The sequence below is a fragment of the Nocardia jejuensis NBRC 103114 genome (assembly GCF_001613145.1).
In the GTDB taxonomy this organism is placed as follows: domain Bacteria; phylum Actinomycetota; class Actinomycetes; order Mycobacteriales; family Mycobacteriaceae; genus Nocardia; species Nocardia jejuensis.
In genome coordinates, this window is record NZ_BDBU01000012.1 from 263,378 (window position 1) to 287,490 (window position 24,113).

General features: G+C 68.6%; 21 protein-coding genes and 1 tRNA gene. 16 read left to right on the plus strand and 6 right to left on the minus strand.

Annotated elements, in window-relative coordinates:
- Positions 1-2: 2 nt before the first annotated feature.
- The 4 genes from NJ1_RS10115 (at position 3) to NJ1_RS10130 (ending at position 4,974) form a co-directional block, all read left to right on the plus strand.
- Entirely contained in the window at positions 3-1,064 is a 1,062-nt protein-coding gene (locus NJ1_RS10115; RefSeq protein WP_067690780.1) for a hypothetical protein, read from the plus strand.
- Between the two features lie 14 nt (positions 1,065-1,078).
- The gene (locus tag NJ1_RS10120) at positions 1,079-1,405 is read left to right on the plus strand and encodes a hypothetical protein (protein ID WP_067690782.1); all 327 of its coding nucleotides are present in this window, start codon (positions 1,079-1,081) and stop codon (positions 1,403-1,405) included.
- A 94-nt stretch (positions 1,406-1,499) separates the two neighbouring features.
- A complete protein-coding gene (locus tag NJ1_RS10125) occupies positions 1,500-3,716 on the plus strand; it encodes an MMPL family transporter (RefSeq protein ID WP_067690785.1) in 2,217 nt (738 codons plus the stop codon).
- Positions 3,717-3,786: 70 nt separating this feature from the next.
- Positions 3,787-4,974, plus strand: coding sequence for a PucR family transcriptional regulator (locus NJ1_RS10130; protein WP_067690787.1), 1,188 nt, complete (start codon positions 3,787-3,789; stop codon positions 4,972-4,974).
- Between the two features lie 60 nt (positions 4,975-5,034).
- Here the strand turns inward: NJ1_RS10130 and NJ1_RS10135 are convergent, their stop codons facing one another.
- From NJ1_RS10135 to NJ1_RS10155, 5 genes are all read right to left on the minus strand, one after another.
- Complete coding sequence (locus NJ1_RS10135) at positions 5,035-5,448, minus strand: hypothetical protein (RefSeq protein ID WP_067690790.1); 414 nt, start codon at positions 5,446-5,448, stop codon at positions 5,035-5,037.
- Positions 5,449-5,556: 108 nt separating this feature from the next.
- Complete coding sequence (locus tag NJ1_RS10140) at positions 5,557-6,270, minus strand: SDR family oxidoreductase (RefSeq protein ID WP_067690793.1); 714 nt, start codon at positions 6,268-6,270, stop codon at positions 5,557-5,559.
- 68 nt (positions 6,271-6,338) lie between these two features.
- Positions 6,339-6,542, minus strand: coding sequence for a DUF397 domain-containing protein (locus NJ1_RS10145; RefSeq protein ID WP_067690796.1), 204 nt, complete (start codon positions 6,540-6,542; stop codon positions 6,339-6,341).
- Positions 6,539-7,426 (minus strand): helix-turn-helix domain-containing protein, encoded by an 888-nt coding sequence (locus tag NJ1_RS10150; RefSeq protein ID WP_067690799.1) that lies wholly within the window; start codon positions 7,424-7,426, stop codon positions 6,539-6,541. Before NJ1_RS10150 ends, NJ1_RS10145 begins: the two co-directional genes overlap by 4 nt.
- Before the next feature lie 1,361 nt (positions 7,427-8,787).
- Positions 8,788-9,423, minus strand: coding sequence for a DUF8175 domain-containg protein (locus NJ1_RS10155; RefSeq protein WP_067690802.1), 636 nt, complete (start codon positions 9,421-9,423; stop codon positions 8,788-8,790).
- A 376-nt stretch (positions 9,424-9,799) separates the two neighbouring features.
- Between NJ1_RS10155 and NJ1_RS10160 the strand changes: the two genes are divergently transcribed.
- The 10 genes from NJ1_RS10160 (at position 9,800) to NJ1_RS10205 (ending at position 20,619) form a co-directional block, all read left to right on the plus strand.
- Complete coding sequence (locus NJ1_RS10160; protein ID WP_067690805.1) at positions 9,800-10,921, plus strand: hypothetical protein; 1,122 nt, start codon at positions 9,800-9,802, stop codon at positions 10,919-10,921.
- Between the two features lie 13 nt (positions 10,922-10,934).
- Positions 10,935-11,750 (plus strand): DUF8176 domain-containing protein, encoded by an 816-nt coding sequence (locus NJ1_RS10165; protein WP_157573881.1) that lies wholly within the window; start codon positions 10,935-10,937, stop codon positions 11,748-11,750.
- Positions 11,751-11,753: 3 nt separating this feature from the next.
- Positions 11,754-12,635: a MinD/ParA family ATP-binding protein gene (locus tag NJ1_RS10170; protein WP_067690811.1), complete on the plus strand. Its 882-nt coding sequence runs from the start codon at positions 11,754-11,756 to the stop codon at positions 12,633-12,635.
- Positions 12,632-13,360, plus strand: coding sequence for a hypothetical protein (locus tag NJ1_RS10175; RefSeq protein WP_067690814.1), 729 nt, complete (start codon positions 12,632-12,634; stop codon positions 13,358-13,360). Before NJ1_RS10170 ends, NJ1_RS10175 begins: the two co-directional genes overlap by 4 nt.
- A 55-nt stretch (positions 13,361-13,415) precedes the next feature.
- Positions 13,416-15,068, plus strand: a complete 1,653-nt coding sequence (locus NJ1_RS10180; protein WP_245717311.1) for a cutinase family protein — start codon at positions 13,416-13,418, stop codon at positions 15,066-15,068.
- Complete coding sequence (locus NJ1_RS10185; RefSeq protein ID WP_067690817.1) at positions 15,065-16,261, plus strand: DUF8176 domain-containing protein; 1,197 nt, start codon at positions 15,065-15,067, stop codon at positions 16,259-16,261. The genes NJ1_RS10180 and NJ1_RS10185 overlap by 4 nt, the downstream gene beginning before the upstream one ends.
- A 256-nt stretch (positions 16,262-16,517) precedes the next feature.
- Positions 16,518-16,589: transfer RNA gene (locus tag NJ1_RS10190), tRNA-Gly, on the plus strand.
- A 173-nt stretch (positions 16,590-16,762) separates the two neighbouring features.
- Positions 16,763-17,050 (plus strand): hypothetical protein, encoded by a 288-nt coding sequence (locus NJ1_RS10195; RefSeq protein ID WP_157573882.1) that lies wholly within the window; start codon positions 16,763-16,765, stop codon positions 17,048-17,050.
- Positions 17,051-17,148: 98 nt separating this feature from the next.
- Entirely contained in the window at positions 17,149-18,420 is a 1,272-nt protein-coding gene (locus NJ1_RS10200) for a sigma-70 family RNA polymerase sigma factor (protein ID WP_245717312.1), read from the plus strand.
- A gap of 429 nt (positions 18,421-18,849) precedes the next feature.
- Complete coding sequence (locus NJ1_RS10205) at positions 18,850-20,619, plus strand: serine/threonine-protein kinase (protein ID WP_067690820.1); 1,770 nt, start codon at positions 18,850-18,852, stop codon at positions 20,617-20,619.
- Positions 20,620-20,698: 79 nt separating this feature from the next.
- Here the strand turns inward: NJ1_RS10205 and NJ1_RS10210 are convergent, their stop codons facing one another.
- Positions 20,699-21,643 (minus strand): hypothetical protein, encoded by a 945-nt coding sequence (locus NJ1_RS10210; RefSeq protein WP_245717313.1) that lies wholly within the window; start codon positions 21,641-21,643, stop codon positions 20,699-20,701.
- Between the two features lie 489 nt (positions 21,644-22,132).
- Between NJ1_RS10210 and NJ1_RS10215 the strand changes: the two genes are divergently transcribed.
- Together NJ1_RS10215 and NJ1_RS10220 are read left to right on the plus strand one after the other, a co-directional pair.
- Complete coding sequence (locus tag NJ1_RS10215) at positions 22,133-23,359, plus strand: MFS transporter (protein WP_067690823.1); 1,227 nt, start codon at positions 22,133-22,135, stop codon at positions 23,357-23,359.
- A gap of 9 nt (positions 23,360-23,368) precedes the next feature.
- Positions 23,369-23,923, plus strand: coding sequence for a GNAT family N-acetyltransferase (locus NJ1_RS10220; protein ID WP_067690826.1), 555 nt, complete (start codon positions 23,369-23,371; stop codon positions 23,921-23,923).
- The last annotated feature ends 190 nt before the right edge of the window (positions 23,924-24,113 follow it).

The following is a 24,113-nucleotide window of genomic DNA, read 5'->3' on the forward strand; positions in this document are numbered from 1 at the left end:
CGATGACCATTCAATTCAACCCTGCCGAGGCGTCCACGACCCCGCTGGAATTCCGTCGCGCCACTCCCGACGACGCCGAAGGCATCGCCGAGCTGTACGACCGGGTCTACCGGGGCAGGTATCCACTCGTCGAATGCACGAACCCGGCGGTCATCAGCGCCGTTCTCACCGAACGTGACTACTCGTGGTTCCTGGCGACGGCGGACGGCGTCGTGGTGGGATCCAGTGTCGCGGTTCCCGATTCGGTGAACGGCACCTGTGAGCTCGGGCGCGCGGCGGTCAGGCTGGAATACGCCGGTCGCGGCAACTTCGCGGTGCTGTTCAACGCCACCGTGGACGATGCCATCGCGCGCCCGGAGAACGAACTGATCTACGGGTACGCCCGCAGCGAGCGCGCTCGATATCTGTTCGAGCGCATCGATTACAGCATCCACTGGACCGGCACCGACGGCGGTATGCACCGGGTCGGCGACAATCGGGAGGAGCATCTGATCGGCGGCTCCTTCAATCCCGTGCATCCGCCGCTGCGCATCCTGCCGTCGGATCCGCTGGTGATCGCGGGCAGCCTCCTGGACACCGAGCTGCGGGCCATGGTCGGGCGCGCGGCGACCGGCGCCTATCCGACGCGGATCGCGGCGGCGCATTCGACTCGATACCTGCACGAGTCGCAGCACGGGCGAATCGCCTTCTCGCTCTTCGAGCCCAGCAACGCCGCGGTGATCGGCGAGATCGACGCGACGAGCCCCGCGGACGTGCGGCGCCTGCTGTGGGAGGTCGTCGACCACGCGCCGGCGCTGGTCGAGCACCTCACGGTGTACGTGCTGGCCGACAAGCGCGACGTCATCGCCGAACTCTGCACGCCGGACGCCCGCGGCCGCGGATTCGTCGCCAGCGCTTACCTTCCCGGCTGGCACAGCGAGGACGGGTGCCGCTACGACTGCCTCGCCCTGACCCTGCGTCTCGATGACCGGACGCCCTTGCGGCTGGGCTTCGAGAAGCACGTCGAGGCCCTGCACGACAGTGTGGCCGGCCTCACCGACCACCACTCGCTCACGTTGCGCTGAAAGGACATTCGATCATGACACTCGACGGCACCTGGACCCTGTCCATCGACTCGCAGATCGGCCGCCAGACCGCGATCATCGAATTCACCACCGCCCCGGACGGTTCGGTGAGCGGCAATGCGCGTCATCCGAAATCCGGTGAACTCGCGCCGCTGGCGAAGGTCGAGGTCTCCGGCAACTCGCTCGTCTGGCATCAGTCGATCCGCAATCCCATGCGGCTCAACCTGATCTTCACCACCGTCGTGGAGGGGGACGAGCTGTCCGGGACCGTGCGGGCCCGCATCATCCCGGGGACCGGCACCGTCACCGGGCGGCGCGACCCCGCTCCGGCGGCGTCCTGAACCGCGGCAGTGTCTTGCACCGCGGGGGCGTCGTGAACCGCGGCGTCCCGACCCGCGGCAGCGTCCCGAACTCCGGCACCGAGAAGGAACCATCGTGCAGAAAATCGCCCAGGCGGCGCTGAGACATCGCCGGCGGATCATCGCGGCCTGGCTGCTGACGTTGATCGTCGGCGGTGCGCTGGCGACGTTCACCACCAATCGTCTGACCGTCGACTTCGCGCTGCCGGGTCAACCCGGCGACACCGCCTCCCATGCGGTGATCTCGACCTTCGGGACAGCGGGACAGAACAGTTCGCCATTGATCGTCGCGGTCACGCTGGCGGACGGGCAGCGGGTGGGCGACCATGCGGGAGAACTGAAGTCGGCGTTCGAGTCGCTGGCGACGGTGCGCATGTACGACCAGCCGGTGCAGGTTTTCGACGCCTACAACACCGTCGATCGCGCGGATCGGTCGGCGTTCGTGACCGCGGACGATCGCACGGCCATGGCGTACGTGTTCTATCCGATCACGCGGACTCCCACACCGACGACACCGGCCGATACGGTCGCCACCGCGATCACCCCGCTGCTGCCGGTCGGGGCCACGCTGGGCATGACCGGCACCGACGCGCTGGCCGCGAGCCAGGGCAGCGGCATCGGGCTGGGAGTGATCCTGGAGCTGCTGATCGCGGGCGGCGGCGCACTCGTGGTGCTGGCCTTCGTATTCGGCTCTCGGCTCGCGGTGCTGCCGGTGATCGTCGCGTCGGTGTCGATCCCGGGGGCGCTGCTGCTGTTGCTGCCGCTGACCTACATCAGCGACTACTCGTTCATCGTGCAGTACCTGATCTCACTGGTCGGGCTCGGTCTCGGTATCGATTACTCGCTGCTGGTCGTCACCCGCTGGCGGGAGGAGCGCGGGCGCGGACTCGACAACGACGCGGCGATCCTCACCGCGATGCGCACGGCCGGAACAGCGGTGGTGCACAGCGGCGTCACGGTCGCCATCGGGCTGCTGTCGCTGGTCGTGCTCCCGGTGCCGTTCCTGCGCAGCATCGGCATCGCGGGCGCGCTCATTCCGCTGGTGACGGTGCTCGCGACCCTCACCCTCACTCCTGCGATTCTGAGTATGGCGGGACCGTGGCTGGACACGCGGGGACCGCACCGGGCCGAGGGGAAGGGGTGGACGCGCTGGACCACCCTGGTGGTGCGACGGCGGTGGATCTCCGCGGCGGCGGCCCTGGCGGTGCTCGGGTTGCTGATGGTTCCGTTCACGAACGCCAATATCGGTTTCTCCTCGGCGGATTCGCTCGCGCAGAGCGGGCCCGCGTACGAGACGTACAGCGCGTTGAAGGACAGCGGCGTTCCCGCCGGGACGCTGTCCCCGATCGAGGTGCTCACCCGCAGCGATCGGGCTCCGGCGGTCGCCGACGCGCTGGCGAGCATCGAGGGTGTGGCGCACGTGGTGGTCGCCGAGGCCGGGGACGGGCATCTCAACCGGCCGCTGTCGGGCACGGGGCCGACGGTGACGATGGTGCTGGCCATCCCGCGTGATCAGACGGTGAATCAGCGGACCGTGGCGGTCGTGGAGCGGGTGCAGGACACCGCGGCGGGACTGGACGGCGTCGTCGGCGTGACCGGCGTCGGCACCGCGCAGACCGACTTCCAGCACGCGGTGTACGACAACTTCCCGCTGGTGCTGCTCGTGCTGTCGATCCTGACATACCTGCTGTTGGTGCGAGCGTTCCGCTCGCTGCTGTTGCCGCTCAAAGCCGTTGTGATGAACCTGCTTTCGCTCGCCGCGGCGATCGGTGCGATGGTGTACTTCTGGCAGGACGGCGTCGGCTCGGAGCTGGTGTACGGCATCACCGCCACCCACGCGGTCGCGGTGTGGATTCCGCCGATGGTGTTCGCGTTCCTGTTCGGGCTGTCGATGGATTACGAGGTGTTCATCCTCGCTCGCATTCAGGAGGAGTACCGGGCGTCCGGATCCACCGATCAGGCTGTCATCGCGGGGTTGAGCCGGGTCGGGCGCCTGGTCACCAGTGCCGCGTTGATCCTGTTCCTGTCCTTCGCGGCGCTGTCCACCGGCCCCGGCACCGATCAGAAGGTCATGGCGGTGGGTCTGGGGCTGGGAATCCTGCTGGACGCCACGGTGATTCGCTCGCTGCTGCTGCCGGCGACGGTGTCGCTCATGGGCAAGTGGAACTGGTATCTGCCCACGGCGGTCGAAAAGCTCCTGCTGCTTGGGCCGCTGCCGCCGCACGCACCTGCCGGCACTGTTTCCGGCCCGGCAGAGCAGCAGCACAGCCGCCCCCAACCGGTCATGGACTGATGGCTGTTCCACGCGGGTTCGCTCCGGTTTCGCACCGGGGCGAGCCCGCGAAGGGTGGGAGCATCGCCTCATGAGCGACGTTCCCGGACCATTCATCGGCCGTGCCCGACGCACGCTGTTGACCGAAATCGATTCGCTGGTAGCCGAAGTCGCGCACGCGATCGAAGCGAGCGAGCCCGCGTACGGGACGTTCGATTCGGTCTCGCATCAGGAATTGATGGCGTCGAATCGGGAGAATCTCGAGTCGGCGCTGGAGTACATGGGGGGCAATACGCAGCTGGGACTCGCCACCGCACGGGCCACCGGGCGCCGACGCGCAGAACTCGGAGTTCCGCTGACGGCGGTGCTTCGCGCGTATCGCATCGCGACGCGCGTCACCTGGGATCGGCTGGTCGTGCTCGTGGGCAACGATCCGCGGGCCACCCAGGATCTGCTGGAATCGGCCTCCGAGATCTGGCGATTGGCCGACGACTACTCCCAGGCGCTGACGCTCGGATATCAAGAGTGGCAAGCCGAACAAGCTCAGCACGACGGCAGGCTGCTCGAAGTCGCGGTGGACGCGGTGCTGGCCGGGACGACCGACGTGGCGAGCCAGCGCGAGCACATCGACAGACTGCGGCTGCCCTTCTACGGCGACTTCGTCGTCGTGTACGCGCGATCGACACGCACCGCGGCCGAGACGATTCCGGGAATCGGCGCGGCGATCACGGCGCTTGGCGTGCGCTCGGCGTGGCGGGTGAGGCTGGACAGCCATGTGGGAATCGTCGCTCTCACAACGGCTTTCACCATCGATCGGCTGCACGACCTCCTGGCCGAACGAACACTGGGGCGGACCGGGATCAGTGCCGTGTTTCCCGTGCTGACCGCGGCGCCCGAGGCGCTGCGCCAGAGCGGGTTGGCGGCGATCGCCGCGGAATCGATGGCGGACATCGTCGTTCGCCACGATCAGGTGCTGCTATCGGTGCTGCTGGCCGGGGCGCCCGATCTCGCCGCGCGCATCGCCGATATGCGGCTGGGGCCGATACTGGGGCTTCCTCCCGGCGATCGCGATGTGCTGCTGCACACCCTGCGCATGTGGTTCGAGGGCGGTGGCGAAGCGGGGGCGGTGGCGAAAAAGCTGTTCTGCCATCGCAATACCCTGCGCTTCCGGATCAATCGGATCGCGACGCTGACCGGGCACAACCCGTCCACACCCTTGGGAGCGGCCGAGCTTCATCTGGCCCTTCGGGCGCACGAGGTCAGCCTCTCGATGAAATAGCCAGGGGCCGTTGGCCACGCGGCGCGGCTGGTAGACCGGCCGCGCCGCGTGCGCACCGGATCATCCCAGGTGCAGCGCGACCTGACCGGAATCGGTCTTCCAGTATTTCCTGTTCAGCTGCGCGGTACCGGTGCCCTCGGTGTAGGGCACGAGCACCGGTTGGCCGTTGGACGGCTTCAGCACGGCGGACCAGGTCTCGATGCGATCCGTGCACTGCAGGGTCGCCCCCGGCGGGGAGCTGGTGAGCGCGATCGTGCCGCTGCCGCTGGTGTTCATCTGCGCGGAGACGTCGAGAAAGCCGATACCGGCCTCACAGCGGTAGGTGCCGGTGGCTTGCAGGCCATCCGGTGCGGAGGTGACCACGGAATTCAAGGTGATGAACTCGTCCTCGGGAGCCGCGCCCGCCGACGGCGCGCATATCGTCATCGCCGCCACCGCCGCGGCTGCGATCAGCGCGAACTTGGTAGTCACCATCGCACGACCTCCTGGACCATCGATGCCACGGGAAGAATCGACTTCGATGGTAGTCACGCCGCCCGGTCGGTCGAGCCGGTTCGCGCATCTGCGCACGGATTCCGCGGGTCAGAAGAGTTGACCGGAGGGGCGGATGACCAAGGAGTTGATTTCGATGCCCGGTGGCTGGGAGAGCGCGAAAACTATCGAGGTGGCGATGTTCTCGGGAGTCATGATGGGGCCATCGGGGACGCCGTCAGGGCGAGAATCCCAGAAGGAAGTGTCGACCCGGCCGGGAGCAACCAGGGTTACGCCCACGCCGGAGCCCGTGACGAGGACACGGGCGTTCTCCGCCAGCGCCGAGACCGCCCACTTGGTGACGGAGTACATGTTTCCGGGGGTGTTCTTGACACCGGCGGTGCTGCCCACCAACACAATTCGCCCCTGGGTGTCACGCAGGGCGGGAAGGGCCGCACGGATGAGAACCGCCGGACCCAGCACATTGGTGAGGAGCATGTCCTGCCACTCGGCCGGATCCCCGTCGACGAGTGAGTCATGAGTGGAGATGCCCGCATTGGCGACGACCCCGCTGAGCCGGCCGAACGTGGCGACAGTGGTATCGACAGCGGCCTGCACGGCCTCGTGGTCCGCGGCATCCCCGGCGATGGTGAGCAGCGCCTCCCCCGCCCCGACCTCGGCGGCGAACTCGTCGAGCCGCTCCTTACGCCTCCCGGTGATCGCCACCCGATGGCCTTGCTCCAGCAATCGGCGGGTGGTCGCGGCTCCGATCCCGCTCCCACCGCCGGTGATCAACGTGACAGGCGCTGCGCCGCTCTGGGTCATACCCCGACGCTAGGCCCGCCGGTGATCACGCGCCACCCGGCCGGGAAGTGAAGCTGTGTAGCCGGGCCTTACGCGGCGGATTCGGCCGACGATACGAATACGAGGAAGGTGTCCCACGCCGCCGGGGTGAAGATCAGGGCTGGGCCGGTCGGGTCCTTGGAGTCACGGATGCCGACGCGGCCTCGCGTCAGGTGCGCGGCTTCGACGCATTCCTTACTTGGGCCGCTGCGGCTCGATTTGAACCAGTTCGCCTCGAATAGGTCGACATTCACGCCCCGAACTCCTTCACCACGGCCGATATCAGCTGTCTGGTGTCCGTTTCGTCCAAAGCTACACGGCGAATCTCCGTCAGCGCATCCTGATATCGACGCACCTCGCGATCACGCTCCAGGTACAGATCTCCGACGTAGCCCTCGACGTACACGATCGGAGGTTCGTTCAGCTTCGATACGACCAGGGGCGGAAACTGCAGCAGCACAAAAGAACCAACGAACGAGCCGAGATGACCGGGGGCGGCGAAGGGGACGACTCGAATGGATACGTTCGGCAGGAGCGCGGCGGCCGACAGGTGTCGTAGTTGCGCCCCCATCACGGAACGACCGCCGATCTCGTCACGAAGCACCGACTCAGCGAGTAGGACTTCCATCGTGAAACCTGGCTCCTGTAAACGTATTTGACGCTGAGTCGCCATCGCGATGCGCTTTTCGACCTCCCCGGTCGAGCGTGCGGGATCCTCCGCCCAGATCAGCGCGCGTCGATACTCCGGGGTCTGCAGCAAACCGGGCACCACCGCGATCTTCCAGGTGGTCAGTTTGCTGGCAGCGTCTTCGAGGCCGAGGTAGTGATCGAACCCTTCGGGCGTGGTGTCAGCGAAACTCTTCCACCACCCGCCGCCCAACTCCCGTGCCTGCTTGACCTCCCGGAGAAGGTCCAGGACCGTCCGGCGCTCCTCGTCGGAGGCTCCGAAAGCGTTGCACAGCGCATTGATATGCAGCCCGCTCACTTGCGTCGGTCGCCCCTCCTCCATTCGCCCGATCGTTTGCTGGGATACCTCGGCAACCCGGGCCGCCGCCGCCTGAGACAGACGGGCGGATTCTCGCATTCGACGCAATTCACGACCCATCGCCCTGCGCGCGAGGGTACTGCCGGTGTTCATCTCGTTAGCCTCCCTATCCGGTTGTGCCGCACATGGAATGTCCCGCAATGGAAGTTCGGCTTTCACGTGGTGGATTAGCTGTCGTGGATAAGCCACTTCGATTCTGACAGGTGTGTACTGAGGTCTGTCACCGTTTCGTAAAGACGTCACACCCTTTCCACCACAATGCAATTCGACGAACTGGAGGATCGCCATGTGCACTCTCCCACCGATCGATCACAGCGCCCGACCTGTGATGACTGTTGAACTCGCGCATTCGGACATGCAGGAGCATCTGTTGTGTCTGGTGCTTACCTGCCGACGGAAGGCGCAGGCTCGGACTCGACTGGTGGAGGCGGGGCAGTTGGTGCCCGCGACTCCACGGTTTTGAGGGCGTCATGGAGTACGTGAGTCCCCGAGCGCTGGAGTTGGCGGGGTGCGAGATTCGACCGGGGGACGTGATGAGTTACCGGGAGGCGCTGGAAGTGGTTGCGCTGCACAGGAGTTGCGAGCGGGAGTGCCCGCGTCTGCGCCGAGCCCTGGAGATTCGGCCGCCGACCGGACACTGAGCGGGTCGAATGGAATTTCCGGTGGCCGGGCTCGGGTGCGACAGTGACCGACACCTCGGGACGGAAAGGGCTGCGCGACGGGGAAACTCGAAGGATCCAGGACCACCGCCGCGGGGCACATCACGGAATCCACAGGCTGCACACCACGAGGGCGTATCGCGGGATCCCAGGTCGCACGCCACGAGGGCACATCACGAGATTCCAGGACACCCGCCACGAGGGCACATCGCGAGATCTCAGACCACCCGCCATGAGGACGCATCACGAGATCTCAGACCACCCGCCACGAGGACGCATCACGGGATTCACAGGCCACCTGGCAGGCGGCGGCGGGATGCCTGGCCACCCGCCAGGGGCGCACGCGGGATCCCGGGCCGTTGCCGAGGGGCGACTCGCGGCAGGTCTCGCCTGTTCGCGACTCATCCACCCGAGCTGGGCGGATGGGTCGTGGGCGGCGGGGTCGGAGCGCAGTGGCTATGGTTTGGGGAAGATCGACTTTGTTAGGTGGTGCGGTATGGCTGGTGCAGATGGGCGTTCTCGACAGGTCTTCGGGAGGCCTGACCCGTTCGTATGGGCTCCGGTGTCGGCACTGGTTTTGCCGACCGTGATTTCGGCGATCATCTTCGGGTCGGTGGGGTTGCCGGCGGGGTTGGTGTCGGCGGGGGTTTTGCTGGTGCTGTTCGATTCGTGGGTGAATCGGCGGCGGTGAACCGCCGAGCCGCATTGGCGGCTCGAGAATTCGGGGCGGACGGTTTGTGCGCGCTATTCGGCCGGGCCGAATCTGCGCGCCGGAGAATGCGCACGGATTGTGCGCTATTTCGGGGGATTGAGGTTCACGGCGTCTGGGGGGATTGCCGGGATCGAATGAATGGTCTGGAGTTTGGACGCCGGGTTCGGGAGGACCAGTCGCCAGTCGTCCGCTGACCAGGTGACGGTTTGGGCCGATGCGGTGATGCTGTTGTCCGAGTAGGTGGCGTAGACGACCAGGTCGGTGGTGGCGGGGGTGTAGTTGACGACCTTGTACGCGGTGATGTGCGGGGCGGTTGCCGCGGCGGCGGGGGCGGTGATGGAAATCTGCGCGCGGGCCATCACCCAGGCGTCTTTGCCGGGGCCGGGCATCAGTGATTGCGAGGCCGCCGTGGGCCAGGTGTCGTCCGGTGCCAGGGACATTCGGGTGCTGCTGTTGATCGCGGCCAGCGCCGCGCCCTGCGGAGTGTGGGAATAGCCGGAGGCTATGGTCGCCAATTGCTTGGGGCCGTCCTGTGCGCCGATCGGTAGCGAGACGCCCTGATATGGCTCCCAGCGCAGGTTTTCGGGCGGGCGAGTGGGATCCACCGGTGCGGTGGTGGGGGTCGTCACGGCGGAATTCGTGGCACCGCAGGCGGATAGAGTCGCGGCGAGCAGCAGCGCTGCCAGAAGTTGCGCGGAGTGTGCGGGGTTGGCGCGCATGGGGATTCCTTCGGTGCGACGGTCGGCGTCTGAGAGGTGTTGCGCGACACCGCGCTTGTGGGAGGATCGGGTCGATCGTAAGCGCATGGTCGAATAGGGTGAATTCTTCGTCCCGACTGTCCCGTATCAGGTTGTGAGGGGCACGGATCCGGGTAAGATCGGAGCGCAACATGATCATCGCAGGTGGTGGGGTCAATCATGGGTCATCGCGATCGCGGTCCGGTGGACTGCCTGAGGTGTCGGCCAGCGGTGTGGAAAGCCAAGGCGTCCGGGGGTTTCGGGCGAAGCGGCTCGGCGCTGTCCATTCGGGAAGGGGAATGGGTATGACGACACCTATGTCACTCGGCACGCGTGCGCCGGGAAAAGGGGATTCGGAATGAACACCACACGCAAGTTGTCGGTGCTCTCGGTATTGCCCGCCCTGCTCGCGGCGGGAACCGGCGCTGCCGCTGCCGCGCCCGGACAACCTGGGCTCGCGGTACCGGGTGACGGGCAACCGGGGTTGAGCGTGCCCGCGCAGCCGCCCGCGGCCGCGCCGCCGGCACCGAGTCCGGGCCTGGCCGACTTCATTCCCGACCCGCCCGCTCCGCCCGCGCGCCCGCGTCCCAAGCAGCAGACGCAGCCGGATGTGGACACGCTGGTCCAGCCGAAGACGCCGCAGGCGGACACCGAGCCGGAAGAAGCCGCACCCGCCGAAGAGGCGCCGGTCGTCATCCCGTCGGATCCGCACAAGCTTCGAGTCGGCCTCAACACCGTGCAATTGCCGGACGTGATCGATGTCCGTTCACGCGACAAGCTGCAAGCCGACGTCGATTCCGCCGAATGGCACATCGCCGCGACGTACGACAATCTCGGGTTCTCCCGGGAAGATTCCGACCGCATGGCGGCATCGAGTTTGACGGGTGCGGGGATCGGCGCATCCGCGGGCACGATCACGGCCGGCGGCGTCGGTGCGGGAATCGGCTGGGCGGGCGGTTGTGCCGCAGGTCTTGCCGTCGGCGGCGTCGCGGGCTTCGCGATCGGCGGGCTCCCGACCGGCGGTGTCGGTGCCATCCCGGGTGCGATCATCGGCGGAATCGCCGGTTGCCTCATCGGCGGTGTACCCGGCTCGGCCCTCGGCGGAAGCCTCGGGGCGGTAGGCGGCGGATTGCTCGGTGGAGCAGCAGGCGGAGCTGCCGGTGGTGCGCTGGCGCCGCAACAGGCAGCCGCGGAAGTTCCTGTCGCAGCCGAAGTTCCCGTGGTCGAGGCCGCCCAGCCCGTCTACGCCCCCGTCGAGGTAGCTGCCCCGCAGCTGGCCGAGCCCATTGCCGCTGTGTCGAACCAGGTTTCGGACACCGTCGAGGCTGTTGCCGATTCGTCCCCGATCGGGGAGGCTGCGGTGAGTTCGCTGCGGTCCGCCGTGGCGAACATGCCCACCTTGAGCCCGGAGACCTTCGGCGCCGCCGCGGATGTCGTCAACGGCCTGGTGGCGGCCGTGCAGGCGCCGAGCGGTCAGTGACGACTTTTTTGGAGTGAGAACGGTGCCCGAGGAGCGCGAGATCACGAACCGACGGGCCACCATGCCCGCCCTGACCCCCGACAGTTCGGGTCAGTCGGCGGGTCCGGACACGGCCTCGTGGTCGGTGTGGCTCGAGGACGGGGACCCGCGCGAGCCGGAGACCACCGCGCAGCAGCCGGTGGATCTCGAGAAGACGCAGTACCTTTCGATGGATCCGCGACGGCTGCAGGTCGAGGATCCGATGGCTCCGCTGGCCGCCGACGCGCGCCGTCGCACCCTGTCCATGCGCAGGCGTCAGCGCATCCTCACCCGCGCCATGCTCGCGGGCGGGCTGGCCGCGGTGCTGGCCATCGTCGCGGGCGTCATCTGGATCTCCATGCGGGACAGCGGAACCACGGCCCAGCCCCAGACTGTCGCGAGCTCGGCCGGATTCTCCGGTGACGCCTCGGCCACCGGTGCATGGTGCGCACCCAGCGAGAACGCCGACCGCCTGGTGAGTGCCGAGGACGGCGACCCCTCCACCGGAGCGGGGGTCATCCTGCATCTGGAGTACGCCTGGTACGTCCTGCGCGATCCGATCGCCGTGCGCGGCATGCTCTCCCCCGATGCCCGGGTCGCCTCCGAAGCCGCGACCCGCGATGCCATCGCGTCGATTCCGGCGGGCACGCAGCACTGTGTCGCGGTGGCCGCGCTCGGCGTCGACCGGTGGAGCGTGAAGATCGACGAGAAGCACACGGACGGAACGCTGGTGTCCTGGGAGCAGGTCGTCACCACGACCGTGCGGGACGGGCGAGCCCTGATCACGTCCATCGTCTCGTCGGGAGGATGAGCGATGACCGGAATACCCGACCTGATCGAGACCCTGGCCGATAAGAAGGCCGAGAGCGAACGCGCCGACTTCGTCTCGCTCACAGCGGCTCCCACGCCCGGCTCCCCCACCGATTCGGTCCCCCTGCACGGCGGACGCGGACGACTGGTGCGCGCGGAGATGCCCGCCATGGTGGTGCTCGGCAGCGCGGGCGCGTCCGGCGCGACCACCACCGCCCTCGGACTCGCCGCGGCGGCCGTCGCCGACAGCGACGGCGAACTCTGGCCCGTGGTCGTGGACGCCACGCTCGGCGGCGGCGACACCGCACTGCGCGGCTGCGACGCCGCGGTGCCGGTGAGCACCCTGCAGGAATGGCTCAACAGCCCGCATCCGGAACTGCCCGCCGTGGTCGGCGCGTGCAGCGGTCAGACCTCCACGGGCGTGCGGGTGCTGCCGCGCAGTCCGGATCCGCTGCCGCGCCGGGAAACCCTGGTCTCGGCGGCTCGGCATCTCGAAACCGCCGGGCTGCTGGCCGTTTTCGACGCGGGCGCACCGGTGACCAGCCGCCAGGCCGCACCGCTGCTGGCCGATCCGCGCATGGGTCTGGTGCTGACCGTGGCGGCCCGGCCCGACGCGATCAACCGGCTGCAACCGGCACTGCGCTGGCTCGACGAGCAGTACGGCGAATTCCTGATCGGGGACGCGGTGATCGTGTTGACCGAGCAGGTCAAGGATTCCGGAGCCGCCGCGACCTCGCACGTGCGCACCCACCTCGGGGATTTCGTGCGCTCGGTGGTGACCGTCCCGTTCGATATGCATCTGGCCGGCGGCGGGCTCATCTCCTGGCATCGGCTCGCGGCCGAGACCCGGGACGCGTACCTCACCCTGCTGGGGGTGCTGCGATGACCGATCCGCAATGGCCGCCGGTGCCGATGTGGCATCGCGCGGTCCCCGGGCAGTTCGGCAAGCCACCGCTGGTGTGGCTGATCGGCGTGCACGGCGGTGCGGGCGTGACCTCGCTGGCCTCGACGCTGCGCTGGGCCGGAGACGCCGGGCGACGCTGGCCCGGACGCATCGGACTGGTCCGCGATATGGACTCGCCGCTGGTGGTGCTGGTGGCGCGCACCCATCTGAGCGGGTTGATCGCCCTCGAGAGCGCGCTGGAATCGCATGCGCACCAAGCCACTCCGGCCGGAACACTGGTGGTCGGCATCATCACCATCGCCGATTCCGCACGGCCGCTGCCCACCTCGGCGGCCGAACGCCATCAGGTCATCGAGTCGATGGCCGCGGAGATCGGTGCGCCGGTGTGGAAGCTGCCGTGGATCGAACAGTGGCGCGGCCTCGAACCGCACGAACTCGCCACCTGGTCACCCGATTCGCGCCCCGGCCCGATCGAGGACGTCGATGCCACGCGCACCCCGCCCGCCCCGGTCCGGCAGGTCGCCGGAGCGCTCTTCGCCGCGGCCCGCGACGCGGGCGCGCTCTTGCTGACCCACCTACCCGATGACGCACCACGACTCGACAGCGAACCGGTGCACCCCCCGAGCGAACCGGCGCCCGCCGCTCGCCCGGCGCACTCCGGAGGCAAGCACTCCGGGAACCACGCTCTACACCGCGAGGCCGGCTGAGGCCACCGCGCGGGCTCACGCCGCTGATCACCAGGTTCACGAGGAGGGTCGGAAATTGCTGACCAGGGCATACAAGCTGACCAGGGCAAGGATTCGGACCGCGGCGCTGCTCGTCACCGTCTGCGGTCTCACGGTGGCCAGTATCGGCGTGGCCATGGCCGACAACGCGCCGAGTACTCAGCTCTCGATCGACACCTGTCCGGCGCTCTACGCGCTCGGAGTGCAGGGCACCGGGGAATCCTCACCGGACGCGGCCGTCAGCACCGATACCGGCATGCTGTCGGCGGTGTTCCGGCCGATGCTGGCCGACGCCAGCGACGCCGGACTCGTCGATCGCGCGTACGTGCCGTACGAGGCGTCGTTCGGCGGTGCGGTCGCCAGCAGTCTCACCCCGTATTCGCAATCGGTGGACGACGGGCTCACCCGGCTCGAGTCCATGGCGAAGCAGGTGGTGGATCGCTGCCCGAACACGCGGCTCGCGCTGGCCGGGTATTCGCAGGGCGCGCATGTGGTTTCGCTGTTCGCCCAGAAGGTCGGGGCGAGCAAGGGCGCGGTGACGGCGGACAAGGTCGCCGGGGTCGCGCTGTTCGGTGACCCGACGCGCAATTCGGGATCCTCGCTGTTTCCCGGGGCCGCCGGGAAGACCGCGCCCGATGCCGCACCGGGAACCCAGGGCACGGCGGTGGCGGCGCTGACCACGCCGATGTCGCCGGATCAGCCCGCGACCGGTGCGGGAATCGGCACCGACAAGCAGATCTCGACGAGTTTCGGCACGCTGGCCGGACGGGTCGCGAGCTTCTGCACCTCGGGCGATCTGGCCTGTGACGCACCGACCGACTCGCCGCTGGTGCGCACCGTGGCCAATCTCGCGAGCCAGGTGGAATTGTCGGGCGGCGATCCGATCGCCTCGCTCAAATCCATTGTCGACGCGGTCGCCTATACCTCGATCAAGACTTTCACCTCGGTCGTGAACAATGATATTTCCGGCACGACGGTGACCGATCTGTCGATCTCCTCGCAGAAGTCGATCTCCGAACGGATCGCCGACGCGTCGAATCCGGCGACCTCGGTGAATCTGCCGGGAGCGCTGCAGGCTCTGGTGAAAATCGGGACCATAGCCTTCAATTCGGTGATCGCCGTGGTGAAGAACGTGCTCACCGTGAACAATATCGCCGAGATCGCCACGGCCGGACTCGCCAATCCGCTCGCGGGACTCGCGGTATTGGGCACCAAAGTGGTCTCGGCGGTGGTGGATCTGGTGCCGCCCACGACCATCAGCAAATTGACCGGTCAGGCGTACACCGCGATCGTCAAGAATGTCACCGACAACAAGGATCTGCTCGATATCACCACCTGGGCGCGGTACTGGAACACCGCGCAGAAGCACGATTACACGCACGCGCAGGGCGCCGGATTCGGCGACAGCCCGGCGCAGTACGCGGGCGCGTGGTTCGCGGCGCTCGCGCACGATCTGGCGAGTACGAAATCGCCCGGGGACGTCCCGCGCGGCGGTAGCGACAAGCCCAGCTCCGGACTGGATTTCGGGCCGACCACCACCGCGCCCACCACCACCTCGAACGGGCAGTTCCCGCTCGGCGGGGAGCAGTCCGGGGCGACCACCAGCGCACCGCCGCTCACCACCACCAGCGCGCCCGAACTCGGCGGGTTCATCGTCGTCCCGACTTCGCAACCGCAGGTGCTGAAATGAGTACATCCGAGGCGGAACCGCTTGCCCCAGCGGAGGTTTCCGAGGAATACACCGGCAGTTGGTCCGACTGGATCAAGGCGGGAGGTGATGCGCGCGCACCCTCCGGATCGGCTCCGGCATACGGGGATTCGGAATTCGACGACGAGTATTACGACGACGAGGACGACTACGGGCACGGGACGGGCGCACACGGCGCCTCGTACGAGCCCGCATGGGGCGAATCCGAGTACGAGGAACCGGAATTCGAGTCCGGGCACGGGCCGGGAGTCGATCGCCGGGCCGAGGACGAGGAGACGTTCGACGGGCTGGTGCCGACGCGGCGTCATCGCACGGCGCAGGCCCCGGCGGGATCGGCGGCGGACCGGACCGGGGACCGCGGGCAGCGGCGGACCGGAGCGGACGGGCAGGGGCGGGTCGAGGTGGCAGCGCGCCGGCACACCGATTCGACCGCGCCGCAACGGCTCGGGTCGCCCGCGCAGCAGCGACTGGCCGCGCAGCGGCGGCTCGCACCGGCGGCTCGGCATCGGCGCGGCGGCGGGACGCAGCAGTACTCGGCGACGACCCGGGAACGATTCGGGGACGGGCTGCGCCGGTTGGGATCCTCGTCACCGGAGTCCGACGGGGAAAAGGCTTGGCTCGCACCACTGCTCGGGGTGCTGGCCGTGCTCGCGGTCACCGCGGCGGTGGGTGTGCAGATCGCCAAATCCGGCTCCTCCGATACCGCGCAGCGCGCGCCCGGGGTCGCCACTCCCCCGCCCGCGAGCACCACGGCGCAACCGGCGGCCGCCGCACCGGCCGAGCTGTGCCCGAACGAGGCGAGCGGAGCCAGTCTGCGGGGCAACGGACCAGGCGGCACCACCTCGGGGCCGAACGCCATCCTGGCGTTGCAGAACCGGTACTACGTGGATCGGTCCGGGCAGGCGGTGCGGGAGATGTTCGCACCCGATGCCGCCGCGCCCACGGCGGCACAGATCCAGGCCGGGATCGACACCGTTCCGGCGGGCACCACGTACTGCGTGCAGATCGCGCCGGGGCCGTTCGACGGGCAGCACATCATGGTGGTCAGCGAGACGCATCCGGACGCCTCGCGCAAGACCTGGCCGGCGCAGCTGGTCATCACGACGGTGAGCGGGGATCGAACGCTGATCTCGGCGATCGTGCCCGCGTCGGACGAGAGCGCGCCGCCCCGGTAGCGGGTGGGGGTCCGGGGCTCGCCGGTGCGGCGATCGTGGTCGCGACGGTCATGTTCACCGGGCAGCGGGTCATGCTTGCCCGGCAGCAGGTGGTGCTCGGCGGGCAGCGAGCACGGGGACCGGATGCACAGATCGGGCCGCGATGGCGTAAATCCGCGAGGATGGCCGTTCACCAGCCGTTTTGGAAGTTCAGCAGCGGGTCGGCTAATGTTTCTTCTCGTAAGCCGAACGGGCAAACGCCCCGTAGGGACTGCATGCGGATGTAGCGCAGTGGTAGCGCATCACCTTGCCAAGGTGAGGGTCGCGAGTTCGAATCTCGTCATCCGCTCAATGAAACCCCGGACCATTCGATGGTCCGGGGTTTCCTGTTTTCCCGCGACTGCCCCGACCGATCGGTCTCCTATGAGCGGTGTCCGAATCCTCGGTGAATCCTGCTCGCGCACAGTAGATCTCGAACACATTCCCCAAGCCTGAAGTCCGACTTCAGGGTACGGTCATAGTGTGACCGTGACCCTGCTCAGCGCCTTCCACGACACTGTGCTCGCCCAGGTCGGGAACCCCACCCCCGAGGCGCCACCGGCGGCGGAGAAGCTCATGAAGCTCGTCCGCTACTTCACCTGGTTCGTTATCCTGTCCGGCGTCATGGGCATCACCTACGCGGGTGGTCGCTTCGCCTGGGAGAAGTGGAGCGGCGGCGGCCTGGCCTCGCCGAAGATGGTGGCCGGCGCCATGATCGGCGGCGTCATCGCCACCAGCGCCGGAACCATCATGAACGCCGTCATCACCTGACCCGCCGCTCGGCGCGGTCGTCCCGAACTGTCGGTGCCCGGCGCTAGGCTCTGTCGAACGGACTGGGTCGAACAGACTGGCGAAGAGTAGGGGCCACGTTGACGACGAGCGGCACGGGTGCGCCCGAGACGGGCAGGGCACGCGGCGAGGTGGGTGGCGCACGGGCTTCCGGCGGCGGACTCGGGCACGGCGGAGCGCTGGGGCGCGACGGCGGCTTGCGCGACGACCTCGCCGACGAGGCGTCCTTCGGGCTCGAGGACCTCACCGAGGTGCTCGCGGCCATGGTGGGCGAAGCGGCGGTCGAGCGGCCGCGCGACGGGGAACTCATCACCTGCCGGCTCGGGCTGGACGGGGAGAATCCCGAGACGCTGACCCTGCTGGGCGCGCGGTTCGGGGTGTCCCGGGATCGGGCGCGTCAGCTCTACACCCGCGCCATCGGCAACCTCGTGCGCCAGGCGCAGGCCACCGGGCTCCCCGATCTGACGGTGTTCGCCCAGCGCTATCCGCTCGGCTGGAGCGACGAGCGCCTCGTACGCACGCTGCTCGCGGAAACCTATGCCTCCGACACCGATATCGCCGCGCAGGACTGGTCGTATCTGAAGCTCCGCCTCGCCGGGCACGACCTGCAGGACGCGAAACGCATGGCGGGGTTCGTGTTCCAGCGCATCGCGGGGTGGCAGCAGAAGGGGCGCTGGCATCTGTTGCCGCCGGTGCATCCGCAGGAGCTACCCGAGGGGCTGCTGAATCCGTGGCTGAGCCGGGTCGAATGGGGTGCGGGGACCCCCGCTCCCCTGCCCGCCGCTCCGGCCCGCACGCTCGATCTGGACGATGACGGGCGTGGCTCCACGTTCTCCGAAAAGCTTTCGCGGGAAATCACTTTCGACTCGGCGCTGCAAGCGCGACTGCTGCGGCTGCTCGATGCCAGCGAGCAGGTCGAGACGTTCCAGGAGCTACCCGCCGCCGTCACCTACGAGGTGGACGGCTTCGAACGCCTGCACCATCCCACCGTGGCGGCCCGCTTCACCGACGGGCGCACCGCGCTGATCGACGTGATTCCACTGCCGCACGTGGCATTCCATCCGAATCGAGTGAAATCGATCGCGGGGCGCGCGTACGCGCACGCACACGGGTGGGGGTGGCTGGTGTGGACCGGCAGCGCGCTGGGCGTCGCGGACCTGGCCGGTCGCAAGGTGAGCACCCGCCACGAGAACATCCTGCGCAACCGGCTCGCGAAGGGACCGCTCGACTGGGACGAGCTGCGCCGGTACCGGGACGAGACCGGGATCGACCCGCTCGATCTGTCCGCCATGGTGCTGCGGCACGGATGGCGTTGGGACCGAGGGCCCTTCCGCCTCTCCCGCACCGGCTGAGCGGCACACCCGCACCCGCCGCAGCGCCGAGTTTATGGGCGGCCAGAGCGGACGTGCCTGGAGTCCGTGCGGTGAGCAAGGACGCAAAGTCCGTGCGGCGCAACCGGAAGGAGCGCTCGAGTCGGCGCAAGCGGCTCCTCAGCACGCGCTGCCGCGGCGTTGACACGCCCTGCTCGTGGCCACCTCCATCAGTCCCTCCGCCGCCGAAGGCGCCAACTCGCCATCGTCGGAGCCCATCGCCCAGGCCGACCACGTCATCGACGTCCGCCCGGTCGGGGTTACAGTCGGCTCGGCCGCTCGCTCACGGGGAAGTCGGTGTCCGCACGGCGGGGACGGTTCGCACGGCGTTCGCGGGACCCGGGAGAGTTCGCGGTTGCGGGGGTGGCCTCGTAGGGTGGAGGCGGTTCACCGGGCTGGGGAGGGTTTTCGATGCAACTGGGGCTCGTCGCCGGTGCGGTGTTCGCGGGGCATCGGATCGAACGGGTGCTCGGCCGGGGCGGAATGGGCACCGTGTACCTGGCGCAGCACCCTCGGCTGCCGCGCCTCATCGCGCTCAAGCTGCTCAATCGCGACGTGCAGGGCGAGGAGGACGTGCAGCGGCGATTCGCGCGGGAAGCGGATGTGGCCGCGCGACTGGACCATCCGAATATCGTGGCGGTGCTCGATCGCGGAGTCGAGGACGGACAGCTGTGGATCGCCATGCAGTATGTCGACGGGTCGGACGCGGCCGCCTTCGGCGGGAGCGCGCTGGATCCGGTTCGCGCGGCGCGGATCATCGGGCAGACGGCCGAAGCGCTGGACTACGCGCACGAGCGGGGTGTGCTGCACCGAGATGTGAAGCCCGCCAATATCCTGTTGACCGCCGGACGCGGCGGGGACCGAGTGCTGTTGAGCGACTTCGGGATCGCCCGGCTGCTCGACGATCAGAATCAGCTCACCAAGACCGGGGATCTGCGCGCGACGCTGGCCTATGCCGCCCCCGAACAGCTTTCGGGCGCGATCGTGGATCACCGGGTCGATCAGTACGCGCTGGGGTGCACGCTGTTCGCGCTGCTGACCGGACAGGCGCCGTTTCCGGCCACCGACCCGGGCGCGATGGTGGTCGCGCATCTGACCCATCCGGTGCGCGCGGTCAGTGCGATGGTGCCGGGGCTGCCGGTCGCGATCGACGCGGTGATCGCGCGGGCGATGGCGAAGACTCCCGACGAAAGATATTCCAGCTGCAGCGAATTCGCCGAGGCGGCGGTGGAAGCGCTGGATCGTCCCGCGACGGAGCGCCTTCCACCGCAGGGCATACCGCGCGCCCCGGTCGGTGCATGGTCGAACGAATCCGCGCACCCGGCCGACAGTTCGATGCGTGCCGAACCCGTTCCGCACGCATCGCCTCGGAGCGATGCGACGACGCGGTCGGCGGTGACGGTGAGAAGCGGGCCCGTACCCTCGCACCCCCGATCGACGCAGGGCTCCGGCGCACACCTCGGAAACAACCTCGGCGAGGAAATCGCCGACAACCGAGACGAATTCACCGATCGATCCGCGCGAGACGCCTCGCAGCGGTCTGCCGGAGATCCGGTGGGGCCGACGTACGATTCCCGGCAGCCGGGGTGGACCTCCGAGGCGACCCGAGCCGCGAGCGTGCGGCCGGACGCGGTGTCGCGGAGGTGGCGAACGGTGTCGGTGCTGCTCATCGTGCTGGCACTGCTGGCCGTCGCGACGGTCGGGGCGGCCGGGGTGTACTGGAAGTATCTGCGGCCGCGGCCCGAGGCGATGCCCTGGGGTGCGCACCAATCCATCGCGGCACTGCTACCGCAGCTGATTCCGGCGAACCCGGCCGGAGCCGGGTGGCGCGGGGCGCAGTGCTCGGCGGTGGGCATGGTGGTGGTGCAACCGGGTGATCCGGTGCCCGAGCGTCAGATCATGTGCACCGATTCCGACGGCCTGATCGCCTGGTACACGCGGTACAGCCGGGCGCAGGACGTCCAGGGCTACCTGGACGCGCGCGCGGCGCGGGTGAGCGAGCGCGAGTTCTCGACCGCGGGCAACCTGGGGCTGTACCGGCCCACCGGCGCCGGTTCACCGTTCACGCTGGCCGGTTATTCGACAGCGCCCGCGTTCGACCAGACTCTCATCGAAATCTCTTGGCCCGGCCATACTTTCGATGAGACGCGAGATCAATGGTGGCAGGTCGCGCCGATCTGACGCCGGGCTCGGGATCTGTTCCGGTGTGTTCTGGCGCCTGGCGCGGCACACGTGGCGCTCCGGTGGTGCGCTCGCGGGCCTACTTCAGCACCAAGCCCGCGGCGATGAAGGTGACGATGATCAGCAGGGCGAACCAGCTGATCAGCTGCCAGTGCACGAGCGCGGCCTTCTGGCCCGCGACGGTCAGGCGCAGGGTGGCGTCGACGCGGTTGTGATCGGCCAGGCGACGGCGGACCTGGGCGAGGTCGTCGGCCTGGTCCTGCCCGGCCTGTTCCGCGCGCTCGAGGCGATGGGTCAGGCGCAGGAGCTGTTTGGACTTGTCCCGAGTCGCCTTGCGAGCCAGAGCCAGCGCGGTGCGCTGATTCTGCAGCTCGTGCCGCTGCCGTGCGATCACGGCAGCCTGTGTGCGCGTGTGCCGCTCCCAATCCGCCACCGACGCCCAACCTCCCGTGTGCTCGTCGCGGTAGCCGTACGCCAGCTGGTCCCCGACCCATTCCGAAATGAAATCCCGCAGTTCGTAAGCGGTTTGGCGCGGTGAGACCACGCCGCCGGGGCCCGTGGCCAGGATCCCGCCGACCGCCCGGTACTCGCAGCCGCCGGCCGCGAAGTCGTCGATGCCCAGCGCGGGCAGCTGCGCGGTCCACCACCCGGGCGGCGTCATCCACACCACCTCGCCGCAGCCGGTGTCGCGCAGCACCGTGGTCAGGTGGCGGGCGCGCTCGAACTCCGGTGCCGCGCTGGAGACTTCGATGACGCACACGCGGTCGCCGCGACGCCAGAGGATGTCCACCGTTCCGGGGCCGAACGCGGCGTCGACCTGAACGTCCTCCGCACCGGCCGCCAGCAGGCGACCGCGCAGCCAGAACTTGAGGCGCTGCACATCCCAGCGGCAGTCGGCACAGCCGGGCTCGCGGCAGCGGTCACCCGGCGCGTGGCCGCGCGAATCCGCCTTCGCCGCCTTCGGATTCGGATGCGGATCGGCGAGTGCTACCGACTCCCCGCGTGGACTTTCCACTCGCCTCATGCTCACCACAATCACCCCAGCCACTGCATCGCATGGGCCGCTCCCGCCGTTCCGGGAACAACCAGCCCACGCCGATACATCAAGAGTGCCGCAGCGCGAGGGCACCGAGGCATGAAAGCGCCAAGATTCGTTACCCAACCGCGAGCGGGACGTGATCAAGCGCGGCGTGGATCGTAACCGCTGGGCGCGATGTGCGACAGCGCAACCCGCGATGCCGCGCGTCGTGCGGTCCCGGATGCCGCGCATTCCGCTGCCCCGATGCCTCACATCTGCCCCCGGATGCCAGGTAGGTGTAGGAGGTCCGACGTGTTGGCGATTCACGGTGGCACACCGGTGCGCCCCGAATGCCACGCATCCGCTCACCCGGATGCCACGCGCCCCGCACCCTGGTGTCCGGGCCACGCCTCGGATGTCACGTGTCCTGCCGCCCCGGATCCCCGCCCTGCTGCCCCGGATGCCACGCATCGTTGCCCCCGCTACAGTTTCGCCATGCTCCAGCCGCAGACCCCGAACCCACAGCTGCGCGCCGCGCGCGCCGCGAATTCGGTGGCGTTCGCCCTGCAAGGGTTCTTCCTCGCCGTCATCCTCACCGAACTGCCGCAGCAGAAGAAGGAGTTCGGGCTCAGCGATGGGCTCATCGTGGCCATGGTGGCGGTGATCTCGCTGCTCGCGGGCGGGGGCAGCGTCACGGCCGAACGGATCGCGCTGCGCTGGTCGAGTCGCACCGCGTTGCGCATCGGGCTGGGGCTGATCGCGGCCACCGGCGTGGCAATCGCGTTCGCGCCCAACACGATCGTGCTGTTCGGGGCGCTGGCCGTGTACGGCATCGCGGTGGGCATCGTGGATGCCGGGACCAATATGCAGGCGGTGTTCATCCAGCACGGGTACGGGCGATTCGTGCTGTCGTCGTTCTACGCGGCATGGAGCGCGGGCTCGATCGTGGGCGCGCTGTTCGTGGCGGCCGCGGAGCGGATCGATCTGCCGTTGTGGGCCTCGATCCTGATTCCCGCGGGTGTGGTGCTCGGGCTCGGACAGGTCTTCGCGCCGCGATTGCTGGGCCGCGAGGAGGCCGAAGCCGGGACGACCGAGGCCGCGATCGCGCAGGCCGCACCCGGAACCTCGGTGCCGACGCGGTTGTTCCTGGTGTTCGGCGTCGTGATCGCGCTCGCGTTCGCCATCGATCTGGCCGTGGGCAACTGGTCGGCGCTGTATCTGACGGACGAGTTGCTGTCCTCCTCGTCGATGGCGGCGCTGGCCTTGGCCGCCTACCAGGGTGCGTCGCTGGTCGGGCGGCTCACCGGCGATCTGTGGGTGCGGCGCTACGGGCCGCGCGCGGTCGTGCGGGTCGCGGCGGTGGTCGGTGTGATCGGGCTGGCGATCGTGGTGGGCGCGCCGGGGCCGGTGCCGGCGATTCTCGGGTTCCTGATCGCCGGGATCGGGCTGCCGATCATCGCGCCGCTGTGCTTCAGCGAGGCCGGGCAGCTCACCAGCGGAAGCGATCTCGATGCGCTGATCGCGCGGCTGAATCTGTTCAATTACGCGGGCACGCTGGTCGGCGGCGCGGTGGTGGGCGTGCTGTCCGACGCGGTGAACATGCGGGCCGGATTCGCGATTCCACTGGTGTTCGCGGTGATCCTGATCGGGTTCGCGCGGGTGTTCCATCCGCGCGCGACGACCTCCGCGGCGGATGTGCGGGCCGCGACCGAACCTGCTTGACTGGGTCCAGTGAGCAATGTTCCGGTGACCGTGGAGCGGGCCGATATCTCCGATGCCGAGGAACTCGGCCGGGTAGCGGCCGAAACCTTTCCACTCGCGTGCCCGCCGGGATCCGGGGCCGAGGACATCGCGGCGTTCATCGCCGAGAATCTGTCGGCCGAGCGGTTCCGGGAGTACATCGGGGATTCCACCCGCACGGTGTTGAAGGCCGTCGGCGAGGGCCGGATTCTCGGTTATGTGCTGCTGAACAGCGGTGCTCCGGCCGACCCGAAGGTGGCGTCGGTGATCGTGCCGCGGCCGGTCACCGAGCTCAGCAAGATGTACGTGCTGCCCGGCCAGCACGGGAACGGAGTGTCCGGGGCGCTCATGAGCAGCGCCCTCGACGCCGCCCGCTCGGCCGGGAGTGTCGCGGTCTGGCTCGGGGTGAACCAGGAGAACGCACGCGCTCAGCGTTTCTACGGCAAACATGGCTTCGAGGTCGCCGGCACCAAGACGTTTATGGTCGGGTCGGAACTGCACCAGGACTACGTGATGCTGCACGAGTTCTCGGGGGCGGGTCGCTGATTGAAGTCGCGGTCGAGGCAGGCGGGTAGCCGATCTGTGCTCGATCGTCCCGAGTCGCGCTCACACCGTCCACGAAGTCTTCCCGACTACTCGACGTCGCACCGATCAGCGGCTCGTGAACGGTGCAGCGGTGACCGGCCCGGGCGCCGGATCGTCCTCGGTGTCGTCGCCGAAAGACCTGTCCCGCATC